This window comes from Methylocaldum sp. RMAD-M (assembly GCF_017832375.1).
In the GTDB taxonomy this organism is placed as follows: domain Bacteria; phylum Pseudomonadota; class Gammaproteobacteria; order Methylococcales; family Methylococcaceae; genus Methylocaldum.
The window spans coordinates 142,867-160,213 of record NZ_JAFIBZ010000004.1; the positions used below are offsets into that span (position 1 = coordinate 142,867).

Below are 17,347 nucleotides of genomic sequence, written 5' to 3' on the forward strand. Positions count from 1 at the left end.
GCAGTCGGGTGTAGTGAGTTGGCTCAGAAGATTAACACCATTGCAGCGCTGATCCGACTGCTGGCTTCACCCTTCCGCGGCAGGCGGCTCGAGGTATTCTTGCGCCACAGTTTCGTGCAGAAAGAGATAGCCGAATCCTCGGCACATCCACTGCGCACGGAATACCGGTGAAGACGTCAACTTCGCCCCATGCCATGCCCTTGTTTTCGAAGAAAGCCAATGATCAACGAGTTGACACGCTCGGGCGCGTCCGCCTGAACCCAGTGACTCGCCTCGGGGATGCGTTCGACCCGGATATTCGGAACCCATCGTTCCAAACCCTGGGTCAGCCCGATACCGAGATAGCGATCCTGCGCACCCCAGATCAAAAGTGTCGGCGCATGAATGGGGCGGATCTGCCGCCGGAATCGGAGAAGGTTGCGGCGGAACAGGGCACGGTAATAATGAATCGCCGCAGTCAGCGCGCCCGGCTGCGCCAGGGCTTGCTTGTAGCACTGAATGTCGGCTTCGGTGAACGCATCGGGCCGCACCGGATCGGTCCGCAATATCCGGCCTAATCCGGCATAATCATCCGCTCGAATCAGCCTTTCGGGCAGCCACGGGAGCTGGAAGAAGAATACGTACCAGGACTTCCGCAACTGCGCCGGCGTCCTGAGTTCCTGAAAGAAACGTTCCGGATGCGGGGCATTCAGGACGATCAAATTCTCTACCGCCTGCGGATGGCGCATGGCCAGAAACCAGGCGATGGCACCGCCCCAATCATGTCCGACCACCGCGCATCGCTCTTGGCCCAGCGCGTGAATGATCGCGAGCACGTCATCCGCCAGGATTTCCAGGCGATAACGCCTGATCCCAGCGGGTTTTTCGGACTCGTTATAGCCGCGGAGATCCGGGGCGACCGCGCGAAAACCCGCTTCCGCCAGTGCCGGGATTTGGTGACGCCATGAGTACCAGAATTCCGGAAATCCGTGCAGCAACACGACGAGAGGCCCGGTTCCGGCTTCCACCCAGTGCAGGCGTATTCCGTTGACTACCGCATAGCGGTGATTCCAGTGCTGGGATGATGCCTCTCCGGGTGCCATACGTTATCGATAGCTACTGCGCGGAAGTCAGCTGTGCGAGGTCCCCGGCTTCTCGGCGAGGAGGGCCCGCAGCGCGGCCTTGGGCTCGTCGAGAAGGGGGCGGCCATGGTCGAAGCAGAGCACCGCGAAGTCCAGGTCCAGCAAATTCCGCACGCTCTGCCGGGTTAGCGCCGGGTTCTCGTGATACTCGGCCGGCACAAAGGCCAAGACGTCGCCGGCTCCGTGCGACAGAAGATCCGGGCAAAACAGGATGCCGGGCGGCTGGGGTGACAAGAAGGCGTAATGCGCGGTTTCGGGTCCCGGCGTGTGGATCGCCCGAAGGCCCCCCGGCAGCACATCGCCTGCCCGGTAGCGCAGGTCCGGTTCCTCGTCCATGGGCCGCGTGCCGTCGGGCGCATACACCTTCACACCCAAACGACGGCGGTAATGCCAGGCGGCCCGCTGATGGCAGGCGGCGGTGAGGCAAATCGCCTCCACCGGCCCTAAGCGTTCGAGGACCGCTGTCTCGACCCTCAAGGGATCGATAAGGACTATGCGATCGCCCGCCGCGATGGCATGTGCATCGCTCTCGTAACCGATACGATCATCCTGCACGGACCAGCGCCAGACCCCGGGCACCACGGTTTCGATCGTTGCGGCAATGGCTTTCGGTTCGGACATCACACATCCTTTCAGATCGTCTTCTTTGTTTAGACGCCGGCCTCATCCGTATGCTCCTGTCGGTCGCGCGGCGTGCTCGATCGCGCCACTTCGCACGGTGATCGTCGAATAGCCGATGGAATTTACGAATCACCCGCAATCCGTTCGGCCGCCTTTTTCATTTCGGTAACACTCGCGTGCAACTCCCTTTCGGGAGACGAGTCTGATTAGTCAGGCGAGCGCAGTACGGAACACTCCGAGGAGAATGCCATGAAGCGGAACTCAACACTGTACGGGGCGGCCGTGGGGGCCGCGTTGATGTATTTGCTCGACCCGGATCGCGGGCGATATCGCCGGGCCGTTCTCCGCGACAAGACGACGAGCAGCATGAACCGATTCGATGACGCGTTTCAGGTGGCCCTGCGCGACCTTCGCAATCGCGCGGTCGGCATGATCGCGGAGCTCAACGGGTGGCTGACGGCGGGGCCTGTCCCGGACGACTTGCTGGTTGATAGGGTACGGTCCAATATCGGACGGGTGGTCTCCCATCCCAAAGTCATCGACGTCAAGGTGCAGGACGGTTTTGTGACGCTCTCCGGTCCGGTACTGGCGCATGAACACAAACCGCTCTACCGGTGTGTGGCCTCGGTACGTGGCGTCAGGGGTGTGGACGATCGGCTGGAAGTACATGAGACCGCGGAGCAGATCCCCGAACTTCAGGGCGGAGTTCCGCGCCGCCGGATACGCCCGGACATCCTGCAGGAGAACTGGGCGCCGGCCACCCGGCTGATCGCCGGCGCCACCGGAACCACCCTGGCGATCAATGCCCTACGGCATGCGAGTCCGCTTACGGCCGTTTTGGGTTTGGCGGGTTCCACCCTGATTCTGCGGGCACTGACCAACAAACCGCTCACGAGCGGACCGAGCGTCGCCGAGGGCTACCGTCCCGAAGCAATTCAATCGCCTCGCCCCGCGCCCGAGACGACCCAACAGCCTCCCCCGTCCGAACGGGAGGAAGCGCTCCATTAAGAGAAGAGAGACTCAGGATGAAAGTCCTCATACTCAGTTCAGACTATTTCGAGGATGCCGAACTCCTCGTGCCGTACTACCGGCTGAAAGAGGAGGGAATTCCGGTCGAGATCGCTTCCGACAAAACCGGGACGATCATCGGCAAGCACGGCTACGAAGTGGCGGTCGACAAGAAGCTTTCGGAAATCGTTCCGCAAGATTACGACGTTCTTCTGCTCCCCGGCGGCAAAGCGCCGGCCGCATTGCGGGAGGAACCCTCGGCCTTGGCGATCGCCAAGGCTTTCATGCAGAACGATCGGCCGGTAGCGGCCGTTTGCCACGGGCCGCAGATCCTGATTTCGGCCGGTGTGCTGAAAAATCGGCACGCCACTTGTTATCGGGCCGTCGCGGACGAAATGAGGCAAGCCGGAGCCCATTATGAAGACCGGGAGGTCGTCGTGGACGGCAATCTGGTAACGTCGAGACAACCCGCGGATCTCCCGGCGTTCATGCGGGAATTCATGAAGCTCCTGAAAAACAGGGCTTCTCGTTGATACGGAAGAATTACCGGAACAGCCATGAATACCGAACAAGCCCGCTTGCGGGAACTCCAAATGCAAATGGAGGAATGGCAAGCCGAACTCGACCGGCTGGAAGCGTGGCCAGCGACCCGGCTCGAGCAAAAGGAGCGGATCGAGGCGCTAAGGCAAAAACTGCGGATCGGCGCGGAACAGTTGAGCGAGTGGCGCGACGGCGGACGCTTGGAAATACCTTAAACGCAACCGGGGCTAGCGATGAAACCCGGTGTCTTCAGCAGTGCTCGTAAATCCTATGGATACACTTTTCGAAAACCGCACGGATGCCGGACGCCAGCTGGCGCAGGCTTTGGGCGCTTATGCCGGCCGTTCCGACCTGATCGTGCTCGCCCTGCCCCGCGGAGGGGTGCCCGTGGCGTACGAAGTTGCCCGTGCCCTGAAAGCGCCCTTGGACCTCTTGATCGTGCGAAAGCTCGGAACACCCGGCAATCCGGAGTTGGCCATGGGCGCGATCGCCAGCGGAGGCGCCTCCGTCCTGAACCGCGATGTGGTATCGATCTACCGGATCAGCGACGAAGTTATCGAGAACGCCGCCGCGAAAGAGCGCCAGGAACTGGAGCGCCGCGAGCGGCTTTACCGGGGTGATCGTCCGTACCCCGATATCGAGAACCGCTGCATCATCGTGGTGGACGACGGCATCGCCACGGGAGCGACCATGCGCGCCGGCCTCGCCGCCCTGCGCCAGCGAAACCCGGCTTGCGTCGTGGTCGCCGTGCCGCTGGCTCCCACGGATACGGTGGAGCGTTTGCGCGCCGAAGTCGACGAGGTGGTCTGTCTGACGACTCCCGAGCCGTTTTTTGCGGTAGGTCAAGGATACCGGGACTTTTCCCAGACCACCGACGACGAGGTTCGGGAGATTCTTACCCGAGCCTGGGAGGAGACATCGGATTAAACAAGCTTTTTGTTCGGCAGGGAGATGAAGAGATGAATCAAGCCGCACCCTCGGATTCCATTGAATTTCCGGTAGGTCCGGCGGGCGTGACGCTGTCCGGCTCGCTGTTCATTCCGGACCAACCTCAAGGACTCGTGATCTTCGCCCACGGCAGCGGGAGCAGCCGGTTCAGCCCGCGCAACCAGGCCGTCGCCGATTTCCTCAACCGCGCCGACCTCGCTACGCTGCTGTTCGATCTTCTCACCGCGGAGGAACACGAGGTCGACCAGTACACCCGTCAATTCCGTTTCGACATCGGTCTTTTGACCGACCGCCTGGTGGGCGCGATCGACTGGGCCACGCAATACGAATTGACCACCGACCTTTCCTTCGGATTGTTCGGCGCCAGCACCGGTGCGGCGGCGGCGCTCCGGGCCGCGGCCGAGCGTCCGGAATCGGTGGCGGCCGTGGTATCGCGGGGCGGACGGCCGGATCTCGCGGAGGAGCGATTGCCCGAGGTTCTGGCACCCACGCTCCTGATCGTCGGCGGTTACGACGATGTGGTCATCGAGCTCAACCGCTTGGCGGCGGAGCGCATGAATGCCGTGAACCGGCTGGAGATCGTCCCCGGCGCGACCCATCTGTTCGAGGAACCCGGCACGCTGGAAAAGGTGGAAGAACTCGCCCGCGACTGGTTCCTGAAGTATCTGCGCCGATGAACCGCGGCCCGCTTCGCCTGTTCGCGCTGAGCGAAAGCCGGACATTGGGAGAAAACATCGCCCGCGCATTGGGTTCTGACTTGTCCTTAGTCGAGGAAAAAGATTTCGACGACGGCGAGCACAAGGCGTATCCGGCCGAGAACGTGCGGGACTCCGACGTATTCGTGGTGCAATCGCTGTACGACGAGCCCGGCAAGACCGTCAACGACAAACTGTGCCGCCTGTGGTTTTTTGTCGGTGCGCTCAAGGATGCGTCCGCCGCCTCGGTGACCGCGGTCGTGCCGTACCTTGCTTATGCTCGAGCCGACCGGAAAACCCGGCCGCGCGAACCGGTCACGCTGCGTTATGTGGCGCAGCTGTTCGAGGCTGCGGGCACGGACCGGGTCATCACCCTCGACGTCCACGATCTGGCGGGTTTTCAGAATGCCTTCCGCTGCCGAACCGACCATTTGGAAGCCGGGAAGCTGCTGATCGAGCATTTCGCGGCGAAACTCCACGGAGACGTGGCCGTGGTCTCGCCCGACGCAGGTGGGCTCAAACGGGCAGAGAGCTTCCGCCGCAAATTGGCCCGGCGGCTCGGCGCGACTGTCGGCAGCGCCCTCATGGAAAAGTACCGCAGCGATGACACGGTACGCGGTGCGGTTCTGGCGGGAAATGTGCGCGGCAAAACGGCCCTCATCGTCGATGACATGATCAGCACCGGCGGCACCGTAGCGCGTGCCGCCCAGGTTTGCCGCGAACAAGGCGCCTTAGCCGTCCATGTCGCCGCAACCCACGGGCTGTTCGTCGGCGAGGCTGCGAATGTCGTGGCCGGTCCCGTCCTGGACAGCCTGGCCGTCACCGACAGCGTTCCGCTTTTCAGGCTTCCTCGGGAAACGGCTCAGGGGAAGCTGACGGTCATCCCGATCGCGCCGCTGTTCGCGGAAGCCGTCCGGCAGATCCATGCCGGCGGTTCCGTCAGCGGGTTGATGGGGGATTGAAAGAGCCGGCCGAAACCGCTGAGCGCCCAACAAGTAAGTCGGGAATCCTTTCCCGACGTTAACGGGTCGGCACGCAGGCTTGTCGGCAAAGGATTGCCGACCTGCGAACCTGAGCTTGGACCGATAAACGCCAGCCCGGTTTAATGTTTGCCGCCTTTATGTCCGCCTTTGCGCGTCGGCTCGCGATCCTCCTCTTTTCCGTGACCGCTGCCGCCCCGCTTTTTCCCGCCGCCGTGAATTTTGTTCACCGTGGCCCACGCGCGCCGCTCGGCTTCCTCTTCGGGGACGCCGCGCGATTCGTAACCTTCCTCGATGTGCCGAGCCTGCCGTTTCTGCTTCTCGGTGTACTTTTCTTTACTTCCTCTGGCCATAGCCCTGTCCTCTGCCGTTTGGACCGATGTTCGAATGGGAACAAGCCGACCTCGGTCGAACTTATTCCAAGCCGTTTTCGAGAAGGGATTCATGTTTGTAGTTAGGCCGTCAGGCCGTAACCCGCCGAGCGGCCTCGGACCTGTCCTGAGCCAAGTCGAAGGGTCGGTGGGTTACGCGGAGCCTGTCCTGAGCCTGTCGAAGGGCTAACCCGCCATCGATGGGTTTCGCTTCGCTCTACCCATCCTACGATGAATGTTCACTCGAACGCCGGATAAAATTAGACCGGCTCAGGGCCGACGAGTTTGGTCTGGCCGGTGAGTCTTATGACGGCGCCGGCCGCGAACTCGCATGGGAATCCGGCGGTCTCAGTTGAGGAAGTCCTATCGTGGAATTCTTACGGCAACTGGAGTTTCGAGCGTCATGACAAGCGTTCTCATCACGGGGAGCAACCGCGGATTGGGGCTGGAATGGTGCCGCCAATACGCCCAGGCCGGATGGCAGGTCTTCGCTACCTGCCGATACCCCGACGAGGCGGATGAATTGGCGCGGTTGGCGGACCGTTACAGAGCCGTGCGCATCCACCAGCTGGACGTGACGAACGCCGGCCGGATCGTTGCCTTAGCCGAGGAACTGCGGGAAACGCCCATCGATCTCCTGCTCAACAATGCCGGGGTTTATACCGAGAAATACCTGCCCTTGAACGCGCCCCTCAATTACGATGACTGGGCATACACGTTTCAGGTCAACACCATGGGTCCGCTCCGCATCACCAAGGCATTCGTCGAATCTCTGGCGCGCAGCGAAAAGCGGTTGGTGGTGGCGATCACCAGTCATATGGGCTCCATTGCCGAGATCGACAGCCCCGGCAGTTACTTCTACCGATCCAGCAAGGCCGCGCTGAACGCGGTGATGAAGGGACTCTCGCTGGAACTCAAGCCGTTGAACATCGGCGTGCTTCTATTTCACCCCGGCTGGGTGGGGACTCGGATGGGCGGCACCGGCGCGCCTTTGACGCCGGAAGAAAGCGTGCGCGGCATGCGAAAGCTCATCGACAAGTTCACGCTGGCGGATACCGGCCGTTTCTTTCGCTATGACGGCACCGAGATCCCCTGGTAAGAAATGCGCCCGGCTCGTGCGATGCCGACCGCTCCTCGGAACCGGAGTCATATAGCGCTCGCGGCGGCTTTCGCCAAGCGATGGGCAGCTTGATTGTGCTCTCGCGGCACTGCGCACAGGTCGAGCCGCTCGAACCGACGGGCCAAACGGCGGATTGCGGCGAATCGATGATCGTGCGGGTGCCGCTGCCAGAGCTGAACCAGAGCGGGGCAGTCGGTGTGCACTCGGAGAACGGTCCCGCGGGACTCCAATGCCAGCTCCAAAGCCCGTTCCAACGCCCCGATCTCGGTTTCGAAGGGTGGGAGAACGGACGGCACCCGCCCGGCGCTCTTCGCCACGACTTCTCCATGAGCATCGGTCACGATCGCCCCGATTCCGTTCGCTGCGCCCGAAGCCGTGCGGACGCTCGAGCCGTCGCACCAGGCTGAAAATCCTTCCGGGGGAAGCGGGCTCGCATAAACCAGCCAAATCAGGCGATCGCGGATTTGCAGGATCGTTTGCGCCCGCGCGGGTTGTAGGCGCACCTGCCGCGCGCTGCGCTGCCGGATGCGTTCGGCTAGCGCTGCCGGACCTGCCTGCTTGGCCGCAGCGATCAGCTCGGCCGTATCCGAGTCCGCGTCGAGCAGCCCATCGATCATCCGGTTGAGATGTCGGGATTCGTTGCGACTGGTATTCATCACCGGTTGGAGTCGGGAAGAGGGAGCAAGTTTTCCCGCCCACGCCCACAGACGCCGCCGGACGCTGATTTCGCGACTCGCGTTTTTTCCTAGCGTTTTCGAAAACGGTCTAGTGCCTGCTCTCCTTGGTAAAGCCAACGGCCGTTGGTTTTTCATGTCTGGATTATTTCGAAAATGGAAACATTATCGTAAATAAAAAGACTTTTATGATGTTTAATTAAACTATCTGATCTAATCCATAAGAAATCGTTATTAAACAAAAGGAACAATCGTGACGATACTGATACTAACTGGATGTACATCAGCAAGGGGAAATCACTATGACGAGCGTTGAAATATTCTTGGCATTGGTATTTTTCGGCACCACCGGCGGGTCCATCGGGTTCTGCCTGAAGAATTACGACCGGATGGACGATAAGGACAAACAATGAGCAAGCGTTCGCGCCATACGCGCATAAAAAGCCGGGGTTTGGAAGCCCCGGCTTTTTTATGTCGAACAAGAACCCGGCGGCTCGAATGACGAATGCCCGCCAACCGCCTTCGATCGCGGGCTGAAGCCTGTCTTGAGCTGTGTCGAAAGGCCCGCTCCCGCAAGAAATTATCCATAATCCGCATCCGGGTGCCTCTGATCAGACAAGCGTGACCCTGCCGAAAGACCGAAGAGCGTTTTGCGGCATTCTTCACGCATTTTCATGTCTGAATGATCAAATCACTTTGAAAAAAGCCATCGGCTTTTTCACTCCGGCTCGAGAGGCACGCAATGCCCGAAACGATTGTGATCGTTCACAATAAGGTCCCGGCCCGAATCCGCATCCGGGTGCCTCTGATCAGAAATAAGCGGACTATGGCCGAGCTGCTCAAGCAAAGCCTGCTCGGGGACGCTCAGGCGAGGGGGATCTACCATGCCGAACCGAACATCACTACGGGGACCTTTCTGATCAAATATCACCCCGCCCTGCATACCGAGGCGGAGGTCATCGATCGGGTCCGGGCCATTGCACGGAACATCTCCGCCGGAACCATCGAGATTACCGCCAAGCACAAGAATCCCAAGCTCGGCAAGATGCAACCGCAGGCCTTTTTCACGCGGGAGCTGTTCGTGAGCATCGGCGGGAATGTCATTGCGGGACTCGTATTGGCGGCTCTGATCGCCCGCGGATAGTACGCCTGTCAGCCGGATCCGTGTCGATACGAGTCTTTCTATCCGGCGGATGGCCCGCCGAAACGGACCGGCCCGGTTCGGATGCGCGAACGACAATTCGTGGTTTTGCGGGAAGAGCCCGTGTCGCATCGGAAATCCGCTTCGGGGTGCAAGATTCCGCGCCCGCGGCGGATATTCGAATGAACCGCCCGGATATCGTACTCTTTCCTTTTTCGGCGACGGCCATTGCCATTTTGTTGGAGGCTCCGGCGGTGCTGGCGTGGCCGAGCGGAATAGCGGACGATAATCCGGATCGTCAGGCAAAAAGTTATTCGTTTGCCGGAATCGGAGAGAGAACCGTAGGAGCGCTTCACGCCATAAACATGAATGATGCAGCGAACGGAGAGGCGCGTTCATGATCGACGGAATACGCGTACCCATCGATTCGGAGTCGCAAATTCTAATCGCTCGGCAGCAGGCCCGATTGTTGGCGGCGGAGCTGGGCTTCTGGTCGGTCGAACAAAGCTTTATCGCCATGGCCATCTCGGAGGTGGCCCTCAACATCCTTCAGTACGCCGGAAAAGGCGAAGTCATTCTGAGCAAGGCTCAAAAGAACGGCAGCCAGGGCATCGTCGTCGTGGCCCGCGACGATGGGCCGGGTATTCCCGATGTCGAATTGGCCATGCAGGAGGGATATTCGACGAGCGGGGGAGCCGGGCTGGGTCTGGCGGGTGCCAAGCGGCTGATGGACGAGTTCGAGGTCGTGTCCGACGTCGGGAAAGGGACGACCGTGACGATGAAGAAATGGGTGCGGTAGGTTGCGGTCCAGCGGTCTATGGGTGAAGCGCCGCAGGCCGACTTCCGGCGGATTGAATTGAGCGGCGGTCCGGGAGTCCAATAGCCGAGCAAGTCGTTATTTTGCCCCGTGAAAATGCAGCGTTTTTCCGGCCAGATGCCGTACCGCCGTGTCTTGGAGACATGCAATGAATGACGAAACGGTCGAGAGTGAACTCGCGGCCCAATACACGGCAGCATTGCGCGACTATTTGGCCGGCGTGGAAGGAAATCCTTTACTGCGGGCCTATCGGCTGGGACGCCAGGCCGTGGCGGAGAATTTGAGCCTCTCGGCGGTGGCCGCGATTCATCATAAAGCGCTGGCGGGCCTTTCGGCTCGAGCCATCGCTCCTTCCGAAGGCGTCGATGTCGAATTGCAGGCGGAGGTATTTTTTCGAGAGACGCTCGCGCCTTTCGAAAGGACGTCGCGCAGCCATGATGACGCCATGACCCGAATGCGCCTGCTCAACGAGAGTTTGGAAAGGACCAATAAGCGCCTGACCGAGATCTACCGCGACAAGGAACAAGCCATCGCCGAATTGAGCCAAAGCGAGGAAGCCTTGCGCATGTGTCACCTCGAGCTGGAAAAGCAGGCGAAGACGCAGAGCATGGAGCTTACAACGGCCAAAGCGACCCTGCATGCGGAGATCGCCGAACGCAAGCTCACCGAAATCGCTCTCAGGGAAAGCGAAGCCCGGTTCAGGGCGATTTTCGAGCGGGCCGGCATCGGCATCGCACTCTTGGACAAGAACGGAAGGATCAGGGAATGCAATTTCGCCCTGCAGGAGATGCTGGGCTTTAGTGCCGAGGAGCTGCACGGCCGGGTCATTTTCGACCTGAGCTACCCGGACGATCTCGAAGTCAGCATTCAGCGGTTCAAGGGCTTGGTCGAGGGGAAATACAAGCACTATAGCCTGGAAAAGCGCTTTATCCGGAAAAACGGCACGGTGGTCTGGGTCCGCAAGACCGTTTCCGGAACCTACGGGTTCAGGGGCGAACTGCAATTCGCCATCGATATGGTCGAGGACATCACCGAAAGCAAGGTCGCCGAGGAGTCTTTGCGGGAAAGCGAGGCCCGGTTTCGTCAGATCGTCGATATGACTTGCGAGTGGATCTGGGAACAGGATGCGGAAGGCCGCTACACCTATTCCAGCACCGCGGTTAAAAGTATTCTCGGTTATGACGCCGAGGAAATCATCGGAAAACCCTATTACGAGCTCTTCTTCCCGGAAGACAGAGAACGCTCTGCGGTGCTGGCACCGGAACTGATCGCTCGCGAAGAGTCCTTTGTTCGCCTGATCAACCGGTATCAGCATAAGGACGGCCGCGAAGTGTTTACCGAATCGACCGGCATCCCGCTCTCCGACAGCCGGGGCCACTTGCTGAGGTGGCGCGGGGTGGATAACGACGTTACCGAACGCAAACGCTTCGTGGACGCCCTAAGGCTTAGGGACCGGGCCATCGCCGCGTCCAGCGTGGGTATCATCATCACCGATCCCCATCAGCCGGGGAATCCCATCATCTACGCCAATCCCGCCTTCATCCAGATGACGGGCCGCAGCCGGGACGAGGTGGTCGGGTGGAATCCCCGCTTTCTGCAAGGTCCGGAAACCGATCCGAAGGCGATCGAGGAGATTCGGAAAGCCGTATGGGAAGAGCGTGATTGCCATCTGACGCTGAAAAATTACCGCAAGGACGGCACGCCGTTTTGGAACGAGCTGTTCATTTCTCCGGTGAGGGACGAAAACGGCCGGGTGACCCATTTTATCGGCACCCAGACCGACGTCACGGTATTGCGGCGCATCGAGGAAGAGCGTCACGAAATGGAAATCGCAAGGCAGATCCAGTTGTCCCTCTTGCCGAGCGTTCCGTTGCGGATGGAAGGCGTTCAGGTGGCAGGGTATTGCCTGCCGGCGGTCCATGTCGGCGGCGATTATTTCGACTATTTCGCCACTGAAGAGGGGGTCGATATCGTGATCGCCGACGTGTCCGGGCACTCGGTGGGCGCCGCTCTGATCATGGCCGAAACCCGCAGCACGCTGAAAATGGGAACCGACTGGATGGCGAAAGGACAGGCGAGGCTCCGCAACGGCGCAAAAAGGACTCTGTCGGTCTTGAATGATCTCCTGTTCGAGGATTTGAACCAGGCCAGCTTTTTCATCTCCATGTTCTACCTGAGCTACCGTTCGGATACCCGGCGGATCAGCTACGCCAATGCGGGGCACAACCGTCCGCTGTTGCTGCGTAAAGGCGAGCGGAACTGCACGGAACTGGATGCCGAGGGGCTCATTTTGGGGGTAAAGAAAGGAGTGATCTTCGAAGAGAAAGCACTCGCCTTGAACGAGGGCGATATGGTGCTTCTCTATACCGATGGGATTACCGAGGCGCGCAATAAACAAGGGGAGTTTTTCGGCGAATCCCGTCTCTGCGAGCTCGTTATCGCGCATGCTCAGGCATCCCCTCAAGAGCTGATCCAGATTATCGTCGACGAGCTCGGCGTGTTTTGTCAAAGCCGGTCCTTCGATGACGACATTTCTCTCGTGGTGCTGAAAGCACTTTAAGCCGAGGAGCGTTTTTCGAATGCCGGGGGTCCAATGATTGGATTTTCGACTTATCAAAGAGGTGGCTTGTGTCCACGCCGATTCGGACCGGAGCTTCGGATATTGCCGCGAAAGAACCGCCCTTGTTCAGTCTGAAGCGTCTGGTGCTGGTACTGGCGAGCTATGCGGCGCTCTACCTGACGGCTCGCTGGTATGAGGGGACTTACGCGTGGTCGACCGGGCTCGACGCCTTTGCGCCGGAGTTCGAGACCTACTGGATGAATCTCTTTTACGCCGAAATCTTGGTGGAAACGATCGTGGCCGCTCTTCTTTGGGGCTGGCTATGGCGGAGCCGGGATCGCAATTTGGAGAGGTACTGGGCGCACTTCATCGACACCGAGACAGCGCTGTCCAGAGCGAAAGGCGAAGCCTTGCGCGAACTGTTATGGAAAACGCGTGATCGCGATGTCGTGACATTGACCCCGCGCGAGGAGCTGCGCCGGAACATGACCCACCTGATCTGGCTGGCCGCTTATGCGTGGGCTTTCTATTGGGGAACCAGCTTCTTCACGGAGCAGGATGCGACCTGGCATCAAACGGTCGTGCGCGACACCGACTTTACCCCCAATCACATCATCGTGTTCTACATGAGCTACCCCGTTTACATCATTACGGGCTGGGGTGCCTTTCTGTACGCGAAGACGCGCCTGCCATACTTCGCCAAGGGATTTTCCGTGCCCTACCTGTTTTCCGTGGTCGGCCCGTTCACGCTTTTGCCGAACGTCGGTTACAACGAATGGGGTCACACCTTCTGGTTCATGGAAGAAGTGTTCGTAGCGCCCCTGCACTACGGCTTCGTCGTTTTCGCCTGGTTCGCGCTGTCGATCGGCGGCGTATTGCTGCAGGTTTTTGCCAGCATTTTGTATCTGATCAAAAAAGACTTATCGCCCGAGCCGGATTCGCGACCAACGCCGAACGGCTGAAAGCGCGAGATCACGGCGGCGTGAAAGTGGTTGCCTTGGGGGCCGACATCGAGAATCATTGCGACATCGCCGTCGTCCGGTCTCGGCTCAAGACCGACCGTGGCAAGAATTGCTTTAGCACCGACTCTTTATCATCGACCGATGGAGCAAAGGGCATGGATACATTCATGCAGGCTGCGTTCGAAGAAGCCGAGAAGGGATTGCAGACCGGGGGAATACCGATCGGATCGGTGCTGATGCATCGGGATCGCATCATCGGTCGCGGCCACAACCGGCGCGTACAGCAGGGGAGCCCCATTCTGCATGCGGAAATGGACGCCTTGGCGAATGCCGGACGTCAGCCCGCATCGGTTTATCGCGAGAGCACGCTTTATACGACGCTATCGCCCTGCGCCATGTGCACGGGAGCGATTTTGCTGTACCAAATTCCCAGGGTCGTGATCGGCGAGAACCGGACGTTCCTCGGTGAAGAGGAACTGCTGCGGTCGCGCGGCATTTCCGTCGAGGTACGCAACGACCCCGACTGTATTCGCCTCATGTCGCGCTTCATCGAGACTCACCCCGAGCTGTGGGGAGAAGATATCGGTGTCTAAAACGAGCTCAAACTATTAACCCGGCCTATGAATATAGGCCGGGTTAATCCGGGGCAGGGTTTCCTTAGCGCGGCGACAAGCGAGTGAGCTAAGGCCTAAGCGTGTACCGGCCTGGGCGGCGGCCCGAAATACCAGGAGGGTATTTACGGGCCTGACTATTAACCCGGCCTATAAATATAGGCCGGGTTAATCCGGGGCAAGGATGCCCCGGCGCGGCGACAAGCCGCGTGAGCCCAGGCCGGGCGTGTACCGGCCTGGGCGGCGGCCCGAAATACCAGGAGGGTATTTACGGGCCTGATTAATAGGGTGATCGCGCTACGGGGCAACGCCCCTCGTGAGTCGTAGGTCGGCAATCCATTGCCGACAAACTGTGTCTGTCAGGATGGAGCCCCGCCCCTTACGGGTTGTAGGTCGATACTCCCTTGCCGACAACCGCTAGAGCATTTTTATACCTACTGTACGGGCATTCTGCGTAGGTCGGGAATCCCTTCCCGACGCCGAAGCCGCCCTTCCCGACGGTGCAGTTGGGCCAGCGGGTTCGTCGGCAAAGGATTGCCGACCTACGAAAGCTTGAGTCGATCTACCCTGGCCGAAGGCGCCAACGACTCCGGCCAGGCCTGTTTTGCCGTAGAGCGAGATGAAAACGCTCTAAAACGCGGACAGCCGGCGTATTCTCCATGGAAGCGCCTGCATGACCTTGGGAAACCGGCGCGTCACGACCTCGCCGATACCGCCGCGCGCAGTCACCATGTAGCGGTGGAGCAGCAAGGCTTCCGTCCTCATGCTCAGCGGCAGCGCGGCCGTCTTGACGGCGCAGCTGTCCAGCCATTCGATTCCGGTGCCTAGGAGGTCCGCATCGTCATGGAGGCGGTGAATGCCCTCCAAATCCAGCAGAAAACCCGGACCGCATCGGGCATAGGGCGGACTCTCGTCGTAGGCCATCTTGAACCCGAAGCATCCCGGAGGCGCGAGGAAGGCGCTGCGCGCCGCGACCAGCCTGTCGCCGACCCGCAAAGTAAGCAGCGAGAGGCGCTTACGGCGGTGCGCCTCTTTGAGAATGTCCTTGGCGATCGCAGCGCCATCGGGCATGGATGCCATGGAGGTGCCGATCTTTCCCTTCCATTGGCTGAATTCCAGGGAGATGAATTCGTCGAAAAGACGGTCGACGTCGTCGGATCTGTCGAGATCGGCGACCCGTACCGGTCCTAGATCCTCGAGCAGGCGGCGCAAGCGCCTGAGATGTCGGCGCCGTTTGCCCGACAGTACGCGTGCGAAATAGGTCTCGGCATCCGTTTGGCGGCGGTACAGGTGCGATTCGCGGACATCATGTACATGGCACAATCGATGGTCCTCGGTAAGCCAGCACTCGGCCGCGCGGAGGATCTCGCTGTCGCCGGGCAGGTCCTTGAACAGGATGATAGTCGGCGGGTGCTGCCGGGCGAGCAGCCATCGGCCCAATGCCGCCAGGCTGTTGCCGACCGCCCCGTAGCGGAGCAGCGGCGTGCGGCGCAGCGTCCAACGATAGGCGTCCTGCCACGGACGCAGACAGCGAACCGGGCACAGCGGGTGAAGCAGTGTCTGCTCGAACGGAAAGAATCCGATCAGCGTTTCGGGCGCTTCCGAACCGCTGTCGTCGGTCCCGTGAACGAGCAGAAAACGCAGGCGTCGCTTGCTTTTCGAGATCTTGAGCAGCGGCAGAAAATACCACGGTTCGTAGAAAGGATTGGGGTGCGCCGCTTTTTCCGCCAGGTCTTCGAGAGCCTCGCGATGGTGTTCGATGCCTTCGATCGTGTCGATGACGGTGACCGAACCTAGGCGCGCATCCCCGAACGGAAATATACTCGGCCGAGAGACGCCGCGCGCGGCTCGGGCAGTTCGGTTCAACCAGTCATTCCTGCCCGTCGAGTGCCGTTTCAATACCCGCCTCCGAGCGTCCCGCGCGGGACAAGGGTTTGCGCAGTCCTTTCATGTTTGGAGGAGTGGAGCGCTCTCGAACCCTATCGGGCTCGATTGGAAACCTGATCACATCGTCGGGAGGAGAGAGGAATCTTGTTTGCTCTCGGTTCGACAGGATCGGCTCGGGGCCGGAAATGCGTGATGACTCGTTCATGGAATCCCTTCGCAGAAAACGTAAAGAACGTCAGTGTAGAAGCCTTGGCGTCCCTGATCGTGAAATAATGGGATTTGGACAAAATGTCGTCAAGAGGCGATCCGAAACGATCATCGAGGTGCCGAGCCATGCGTGTTACCGTTCGATCCCGATTTAAACCGAGCGTGCCGGCGGCTCTGCTGGCCGCGCTGGCGGGTTGCGCTTCGCAGCCGGATTTGGGGTCGTCCGGCCGGTGGGTGGACCTCACCCATTCTTTTTCTGCCGAGACCGTGTACTGGCCCACTGCGACGCCCTTCCGTCTGGAACCGGTGTTTGTCGGGACGACCGAAAAGGGCTTTCATTACGAGGCCTATCAGTTCCAAGCGGCGGAACATGGCGGCACTCATCTGGATGCCTCGAATCATTTTTCCGCTCACGGTCTCGCGGTCGACCGGATTCCGCTCGACCGGCTGATCGGTCCAGCCGTCGTGATCGACGTATCGTCCAATGCCGCGAAAAATCCCGATTACAGGGTGGGCCAAGACGATTTTGCCGCTTGGGAAAAGAGCCACGGACCGATACCCGAAGAGGCGATCGTATTGCTGCATACGGGCTATGGCCGGTTTTGGCCGGACCCGGTCAAGTATTTGGGTACCGCCGAGCGGGGCGAGGCGGCGGTGGCGAAACTCCACTTTCCCGGCCTGGCCCCCGAAGCCGCGCGCTGGTTGGCCGAACGGCGCCGCATCAAAGCCGTCGGATTGGATACGGCGAGCATCGACTATGGGCAGTCATCGCATTTCGAGGCCCATAGAATTCTCTCGGAAAAGCGCATTCCGATTTTCGAAAACGTCGCCCGGCTCGGCGAACTGCCCACGACGGGCGCCATGGTGGTGGCCCTGCCGATGAAGATCGAGGGCGGCAGCGGCGCGCCTCTCCGGATTATCGCGTGGGTGCCTGGAAAGAATCGATAAGGCGGTTGCGGGACTAATTTACGGCTTGTGGGAGCGGGCTAAAGTGAAGTAGGTCGGCAATCCTTTGCCGACGCACCGGGTCGACAACGGGCTTGGTCGGCAAAGGATTGCCGACCTACGACCTGTCGTTTCCCGG

At 60.2% G+C, this 17,347-nt stretch carries 20 protein-coding genes; 15 read left to right on the forward strand and 5 right to left on the reverse strand.

Going from position 1 to position 17,347, the window contains the following annotated elements:
- Positions 1-18 precede the first annotated feature (18 nt).
- Positions 19-171 carry a hypothetical protein gene (locus JOD69_RS05770; RefSeq protein WP_168183856.1) on the forward strand — a complete coding sequence of 51 codons (153 nt, stop codon included), beginning with the start codon at positions 19-21 and terminating at the stop codon, positions 169-171.
- Between the two features lie 5 nt (positions 172-176).
- On the opposite strand, the gene JOD69_RS05775 is transcribed toward JOD69_RS05770, so the two are convergent.
- Both JOD69_RS05775 and JOD69_RS05780 read right to left on the reverse strand, forming a co-directional pair.
- Positions 177-1,082 (reverse strand): alpha/beta hydrolase, encoded by a 906-nt coding sequence (locus JOD69_RS05775; protein ID WP_086134840.1) that lies wholly within the window; start codon positions 1,080-1,082, stop codon positions 177-179.
- Between the two features lie 27 nt (positions 1,083-1,109).
- Positions 1,110-1,742: a hypothetical protein gene (locus JOD69_RS05780; RefSeq protein ID WP_205781112.1), complete on the reverse strand. Its 633-nt coding sequence runs from the start codon at positions 1,740-1,742 to the stop codon at positions 1,110-1,112.
- Between the two features lie 249 nt (positions 1,743-1,991).
- On the opposite strand from JOD69_RS05780, the gene JOD69_RS05785 reads away from it, so the two are divergent.
- The 6 genes from JOD69_RS05785 to JOD69_RS05805 are packed head-to-tail and all read left to right on the forward strand — an operon-like array spanning position 1,992 to position 5,895.
- Positions 1,992-2,750 carry a BON domain-containing protein gene (locus tag JOD69_RS05785; protein ID WP_086134841.1) on the forward strand — a complete coding sequence of 253 codons (759 nt, stop codon included), beginning with the start codon at positions 1,992-1,994 and terminating at the stop codon, positions 2,748-2,750.
- 17 nt (positions 2,751-2,767) lie between these two features.
- On the forward strand, positions 2,768-3,283 hold the full coding sequence (locus JOD69_RS05790; protein ID WP_077730938.1) for a type 1 glutamine amidotransferase domain-containing protein: 516 nt from the start codon (positions 2,768-2,770) through the stop codon (positions 3,281-3,283).
- A gap of 24 nt (positions 3,284-3,307) precedes the next feature.
- Complete coding sequence (locus JOD69_RS05795; RefSeq protein ID WP_210023813.1) at positions 3,308-3,505, forward strand: hypothetical protein; 198 nt, start codon at positions 3,308-3,310, stop codon at positions 3,503-3,505.
- 55 nt (positions 3,506-3,560) lie between these two features.
- Positions 3,561-4,217, forward strand: coding sequence for a phosphoribosyltransferase (locus JOD69_RS24525; RefSeq protein WP_245245480.1), 657 nt, complete (start codon positions 3,561-3,563; stop codon positions 4,215-4,217).
- Positions 4,218-4,249: 32 nt separating this feature from the next.
- Positions 4,250-4,915 (forward strand): alpha/beta family hydrolase, encoded by a 666-nt coding sequence (locus JOD69_RS24530; RefSeq protein ID WP_245245481.1) that lies wholly within the window; start codon positions 4,250-4,252, stop codon positions 4,913-4,915.
- Complete coding sequence (locus JOD69_RS05805; protein WP_210023814.1) at positions 4,912-5,895, forward strand: ribose-phosphate pyrophosphokinase; 984 nt, start codon at positions 4,912-4,914, stop codon at positions 5,893-5,895. The genes JOD69_RS24530 and JOD69_RS05805 overlap by 4 nt, the downstream gene beginning before the upstream one ends.
- A 140-nt stretch (positions 5,896-6,035) precedes the next feature.
- Here the strand turns inward: JOD69_RS05805 and JOD69_RS05810 are convergent, their stop codons facing one another.
- A complete protein-coding gene (locus tag JOD69_RS05810) occupies positions 6,036-6,266 on the reverse strand; it encodes a hypothetical protein (protein ID WP_205780798.1) in 231 nt (76 codons plus the stop codon).
- A gap of 421 nt (positions 6,267-6,687) precedes the next feature.
- Here JOD69_RS05810 and JOD69_RS05815 point away from each other — a divergent pair, with 421 nt between their 5' ends.
- On the forward strand, positions 6,688-7,383 hold the full coding sequence (locus JOD69_RS05815) for an SDR family oxidoreductase (protein WP_077730933.1): 696 nt from the start codon (positions 6,688-6,690) through the stop codon (positions 7,381-7,383).
- 47 nt (positions 7,384-7,430) lie between these two features.
- On the opposite strand, the gene JOD69_RS05820 is transcribed toward JOD69_RS05815, so the two are convergent.
- The gene (locus JOD69_RS05820; RefSeq protein WP_168175448.1) at positions 7,431-8,060 is read right to left on the reverse strand and encodes a ribonuclease H family protein; all 630 of its coding nucleotides are present in this window, start codon (positions 8,058-8,060) and stop codon (positions 7,431-7,433) included.
- A gap of 760 nt (positions 8,061-8,820) precedes the next feature.
- On the opposite strand from JOD69_RS05820, the gene JOD69_RS05825 reads away from it, so the two are divergent.
- The 6 genes from JOD69_RS05825 (at position 8,821) to JOD69_RS05850 (ending at position 14,151) form a co-directional block, all read left to right on the forward strand.
- A complete protein-coding gene (locus JOD69_RS05825) occupies positions 8,821-9,222 on the forward strand; it encodes a hypothetical protein (RefSeq protein WP_077730931.1) in 402 nt (133 codons plus the stop codon).
- A 179-nt stretch (positions 9,223-9,401) separates the two neighbouring features.
- Positions 9,402-9,620 carry a hypothetical protein gene (locus JOD69_RS05830; RefSeq protein ID WP_077730930.1) on the forward strand — a complete coding sequence of 73 codons (219 nt, stop codon included), beginning with the start codon at positions 9,402-9,404 and terminating at the stop codon, positions 9,618-9,620.
- Positions 9,617-10,018 (forward strand): ATP-binding protein, encoded by a 402-nt coding sequence (locus JOD69_RS05835; RefSeq protein ID WP_077730929.1) that lies wholly within the window; start codon positions 9,617-9,619, stop codon positions 10,016-10,018. The genes JOD69_RS05830 and JOD69_RS05835 overlap by 4 nt, the downstream gene beginning before the upstream one ends.
- Before the next feature lie 166 nt (positions 10,019-10,184).
- Positions 10,185-12,596, forward strand: coding sequence for a PAS domain S-box protein (locus JOD69_RS24535; protein WP_086134847.1), 2,412 nt, complete (start codon positions 10,185-10,187; stop codon positions 12,594-12,596).
- A gap of 68 nt (positions 12,597-12,664) precedes the next feature.
- A complete protein-coding gene (locus JOD69_RS05845) occupies positions 12,665-13,558 on the forward strand; it encodes a methane monooxygenase/ammonia monooxygenase subunit C (protein ID WP_240502553.1) in 894 nt (297 codons plus the stop codon).
- Between the two features lie 155 nt (positions 13,559-13,713).
- The gene (locus tag JOD69_RS05850; protein ID WP_086134849.1) at positions 13,714-14,151 is read left to right on the forward strand and encodes a nucleoside deaminase; all 438 of its coding nucleotides are present in this window, start codon (positions 13,714-13,716) and stop codon (positions 14,149-14,151) included.
- 648 nt (positions 14,152-14,799) lie between these two features.
- Here the strand turns inward: JOD69_RS05850 and JOD69_RS05855 are convergent.
- Positions 14,800-16,035 (reverse strand): GNAT family N-acetyltransferase, encoded by a 1,236-nt coding sequence (locus tag JOD69_RS05855; RefSeq protein ID WP_168183771.1) that lies wholly within the window; start codon positions 16,033-16,035, stop codon positions 14,800-14,802.
- A gap of 354 nt (positions 16,036-16,389) precedes the next feature.
- Between JOD69_RS05855 and JOD69_RS05860 the strand changes: the two genes are divergently transcribed.
- The gene (locus JOD69_RS05860; RefSeq protein ID WP_086133732.1) at positions 16,390-17,211 is read left to right on the forward strand and encodes a cyclase family protein; all 822 of its coding nucleotides are present in this window, start codon (positions 16,390-16,392) and stop codon (positions 17,209-17,211) included.
- Positions 17,212-17,347: the final 136 nt, after the last annotated feature.

Bases quoted from the DNA above. Each gene is read 5' to 3' on its own strand.
- JOD69_RS24525 (WP_245245480.1), top strand. From the start codon at position 3,561: ATGGATACACTTTTCGAAAACCGCACGGATGCCGGACGCCAGCTGGCG.
- JOD69_RS05790 (WP_077730938.1), top strand. From the start codon at position 2,768: ATGAAAGTCCTCATACTCAGTTCAGACTATTTCGAGGATGCCGAACTC.
- JOD69_RS05830 (WP_077730930.1), top strand. From the start codon at position 9,402: ATGAACCGCCCGGATATCGTACTCTTTCCTTTTTCGGCGACGGCCATT.
- JOD69_RS05825 (WP_077730931.1), top strand. From the start codon at position 8,821: ATGCCCGAAACGATTGTGATCGTTCACAATAAGGTCCCGGCCCGAATC.
- JOD69_RS05780 (WP_205781112.1), bottom strand. From the start codon at position 1,742: ATGTCCGAACCGAAAGCCATTGCCGCAACGATCGAAACCGTGGTGCCC.
- JOD69_RS05820 (WP_168175448.1), bottom strand. From the start codon at position 8,060: ATGAATACCAGTCGCAACGAATCCCGACATCTCAACCGGATGATCGAT.
- JOD69_RS05850 (WP_086134849.1), top strand. From the start codon at position 13,714: ATGGATACATTCATGCAGGCTGCGTTCGAAGAAGCCGAGAAGGGATTG.
- JOD69_RS05785 (WP_086134841.1), top strand. From the start codon at position 1,992: ATGAAGCGGAACTCAACACTGTACGGGGCGGCCGTGGGGGCCGCGTTG.
- JOD69_RS05860 (WP_086133732.1), top strand. From the start codon at position 16,390: ATGCGTGTTACCGTTCGATCCCGATTTAAACCGAGCGTGCCGGCGGCT.
- JOD69_RS05835 (WP_077730929.1), top strand. From the start codon at position 9,617: ATGATCGACGGAATACGCGTACCCATCGATTCGGAGTCGCAAATTCTA.
- JOD69_RS24535 (WP_086134847.1), top strand. From the start codon at position 10,185: ATGAATGACGAAACGGTCGAGAGTGAACTCGCGGCCCAATACACGGCA.
- JOD69_RS05815 (WP_077730933.1), top strand. From the start codon at position 6,688: ATGACAAGCGTTCTCATCACGGGGAGCAACCGCGGATTGGGGCTGGAA.
- JOD69_RS05775 (WP_086134840.1), bottom strand. From the start codon at position 1,082: ATGGCACCCGGAGAGGCATCATCCCAGCACTGGAATCACCGCTATGCG.
- JOD69_RS05795 (WP_210023813.1), top strand. From the start codon at position 3,308: ATGAATACCGAACAAGCCCGCTTGCGGGAACTCCAAATGCAAATGGAG.
- JOD69_RS24530 (WP_245245481.1), top strand. From the start codon at position 4,250: ATGAATCAAGCCGCACCCTCGGATTCCATTGAATTTCCGGTAGGTCCG.
- JOD69_RS05805 (WP_210023814.1), top strand. From the start codon at position 4,912: ATGAACCGCGGCCCGCTTCGCCTGTTCGCGCTGAGCGAAAGCCGGACA.
- JOD69_RS05810 (WP_205780798.1), bottom strand. From the start codon at position 6,266: ATGGCCAGAGGAAGTAAAGAAAAGTACACCGAGAAGCAGAAACGGCAG.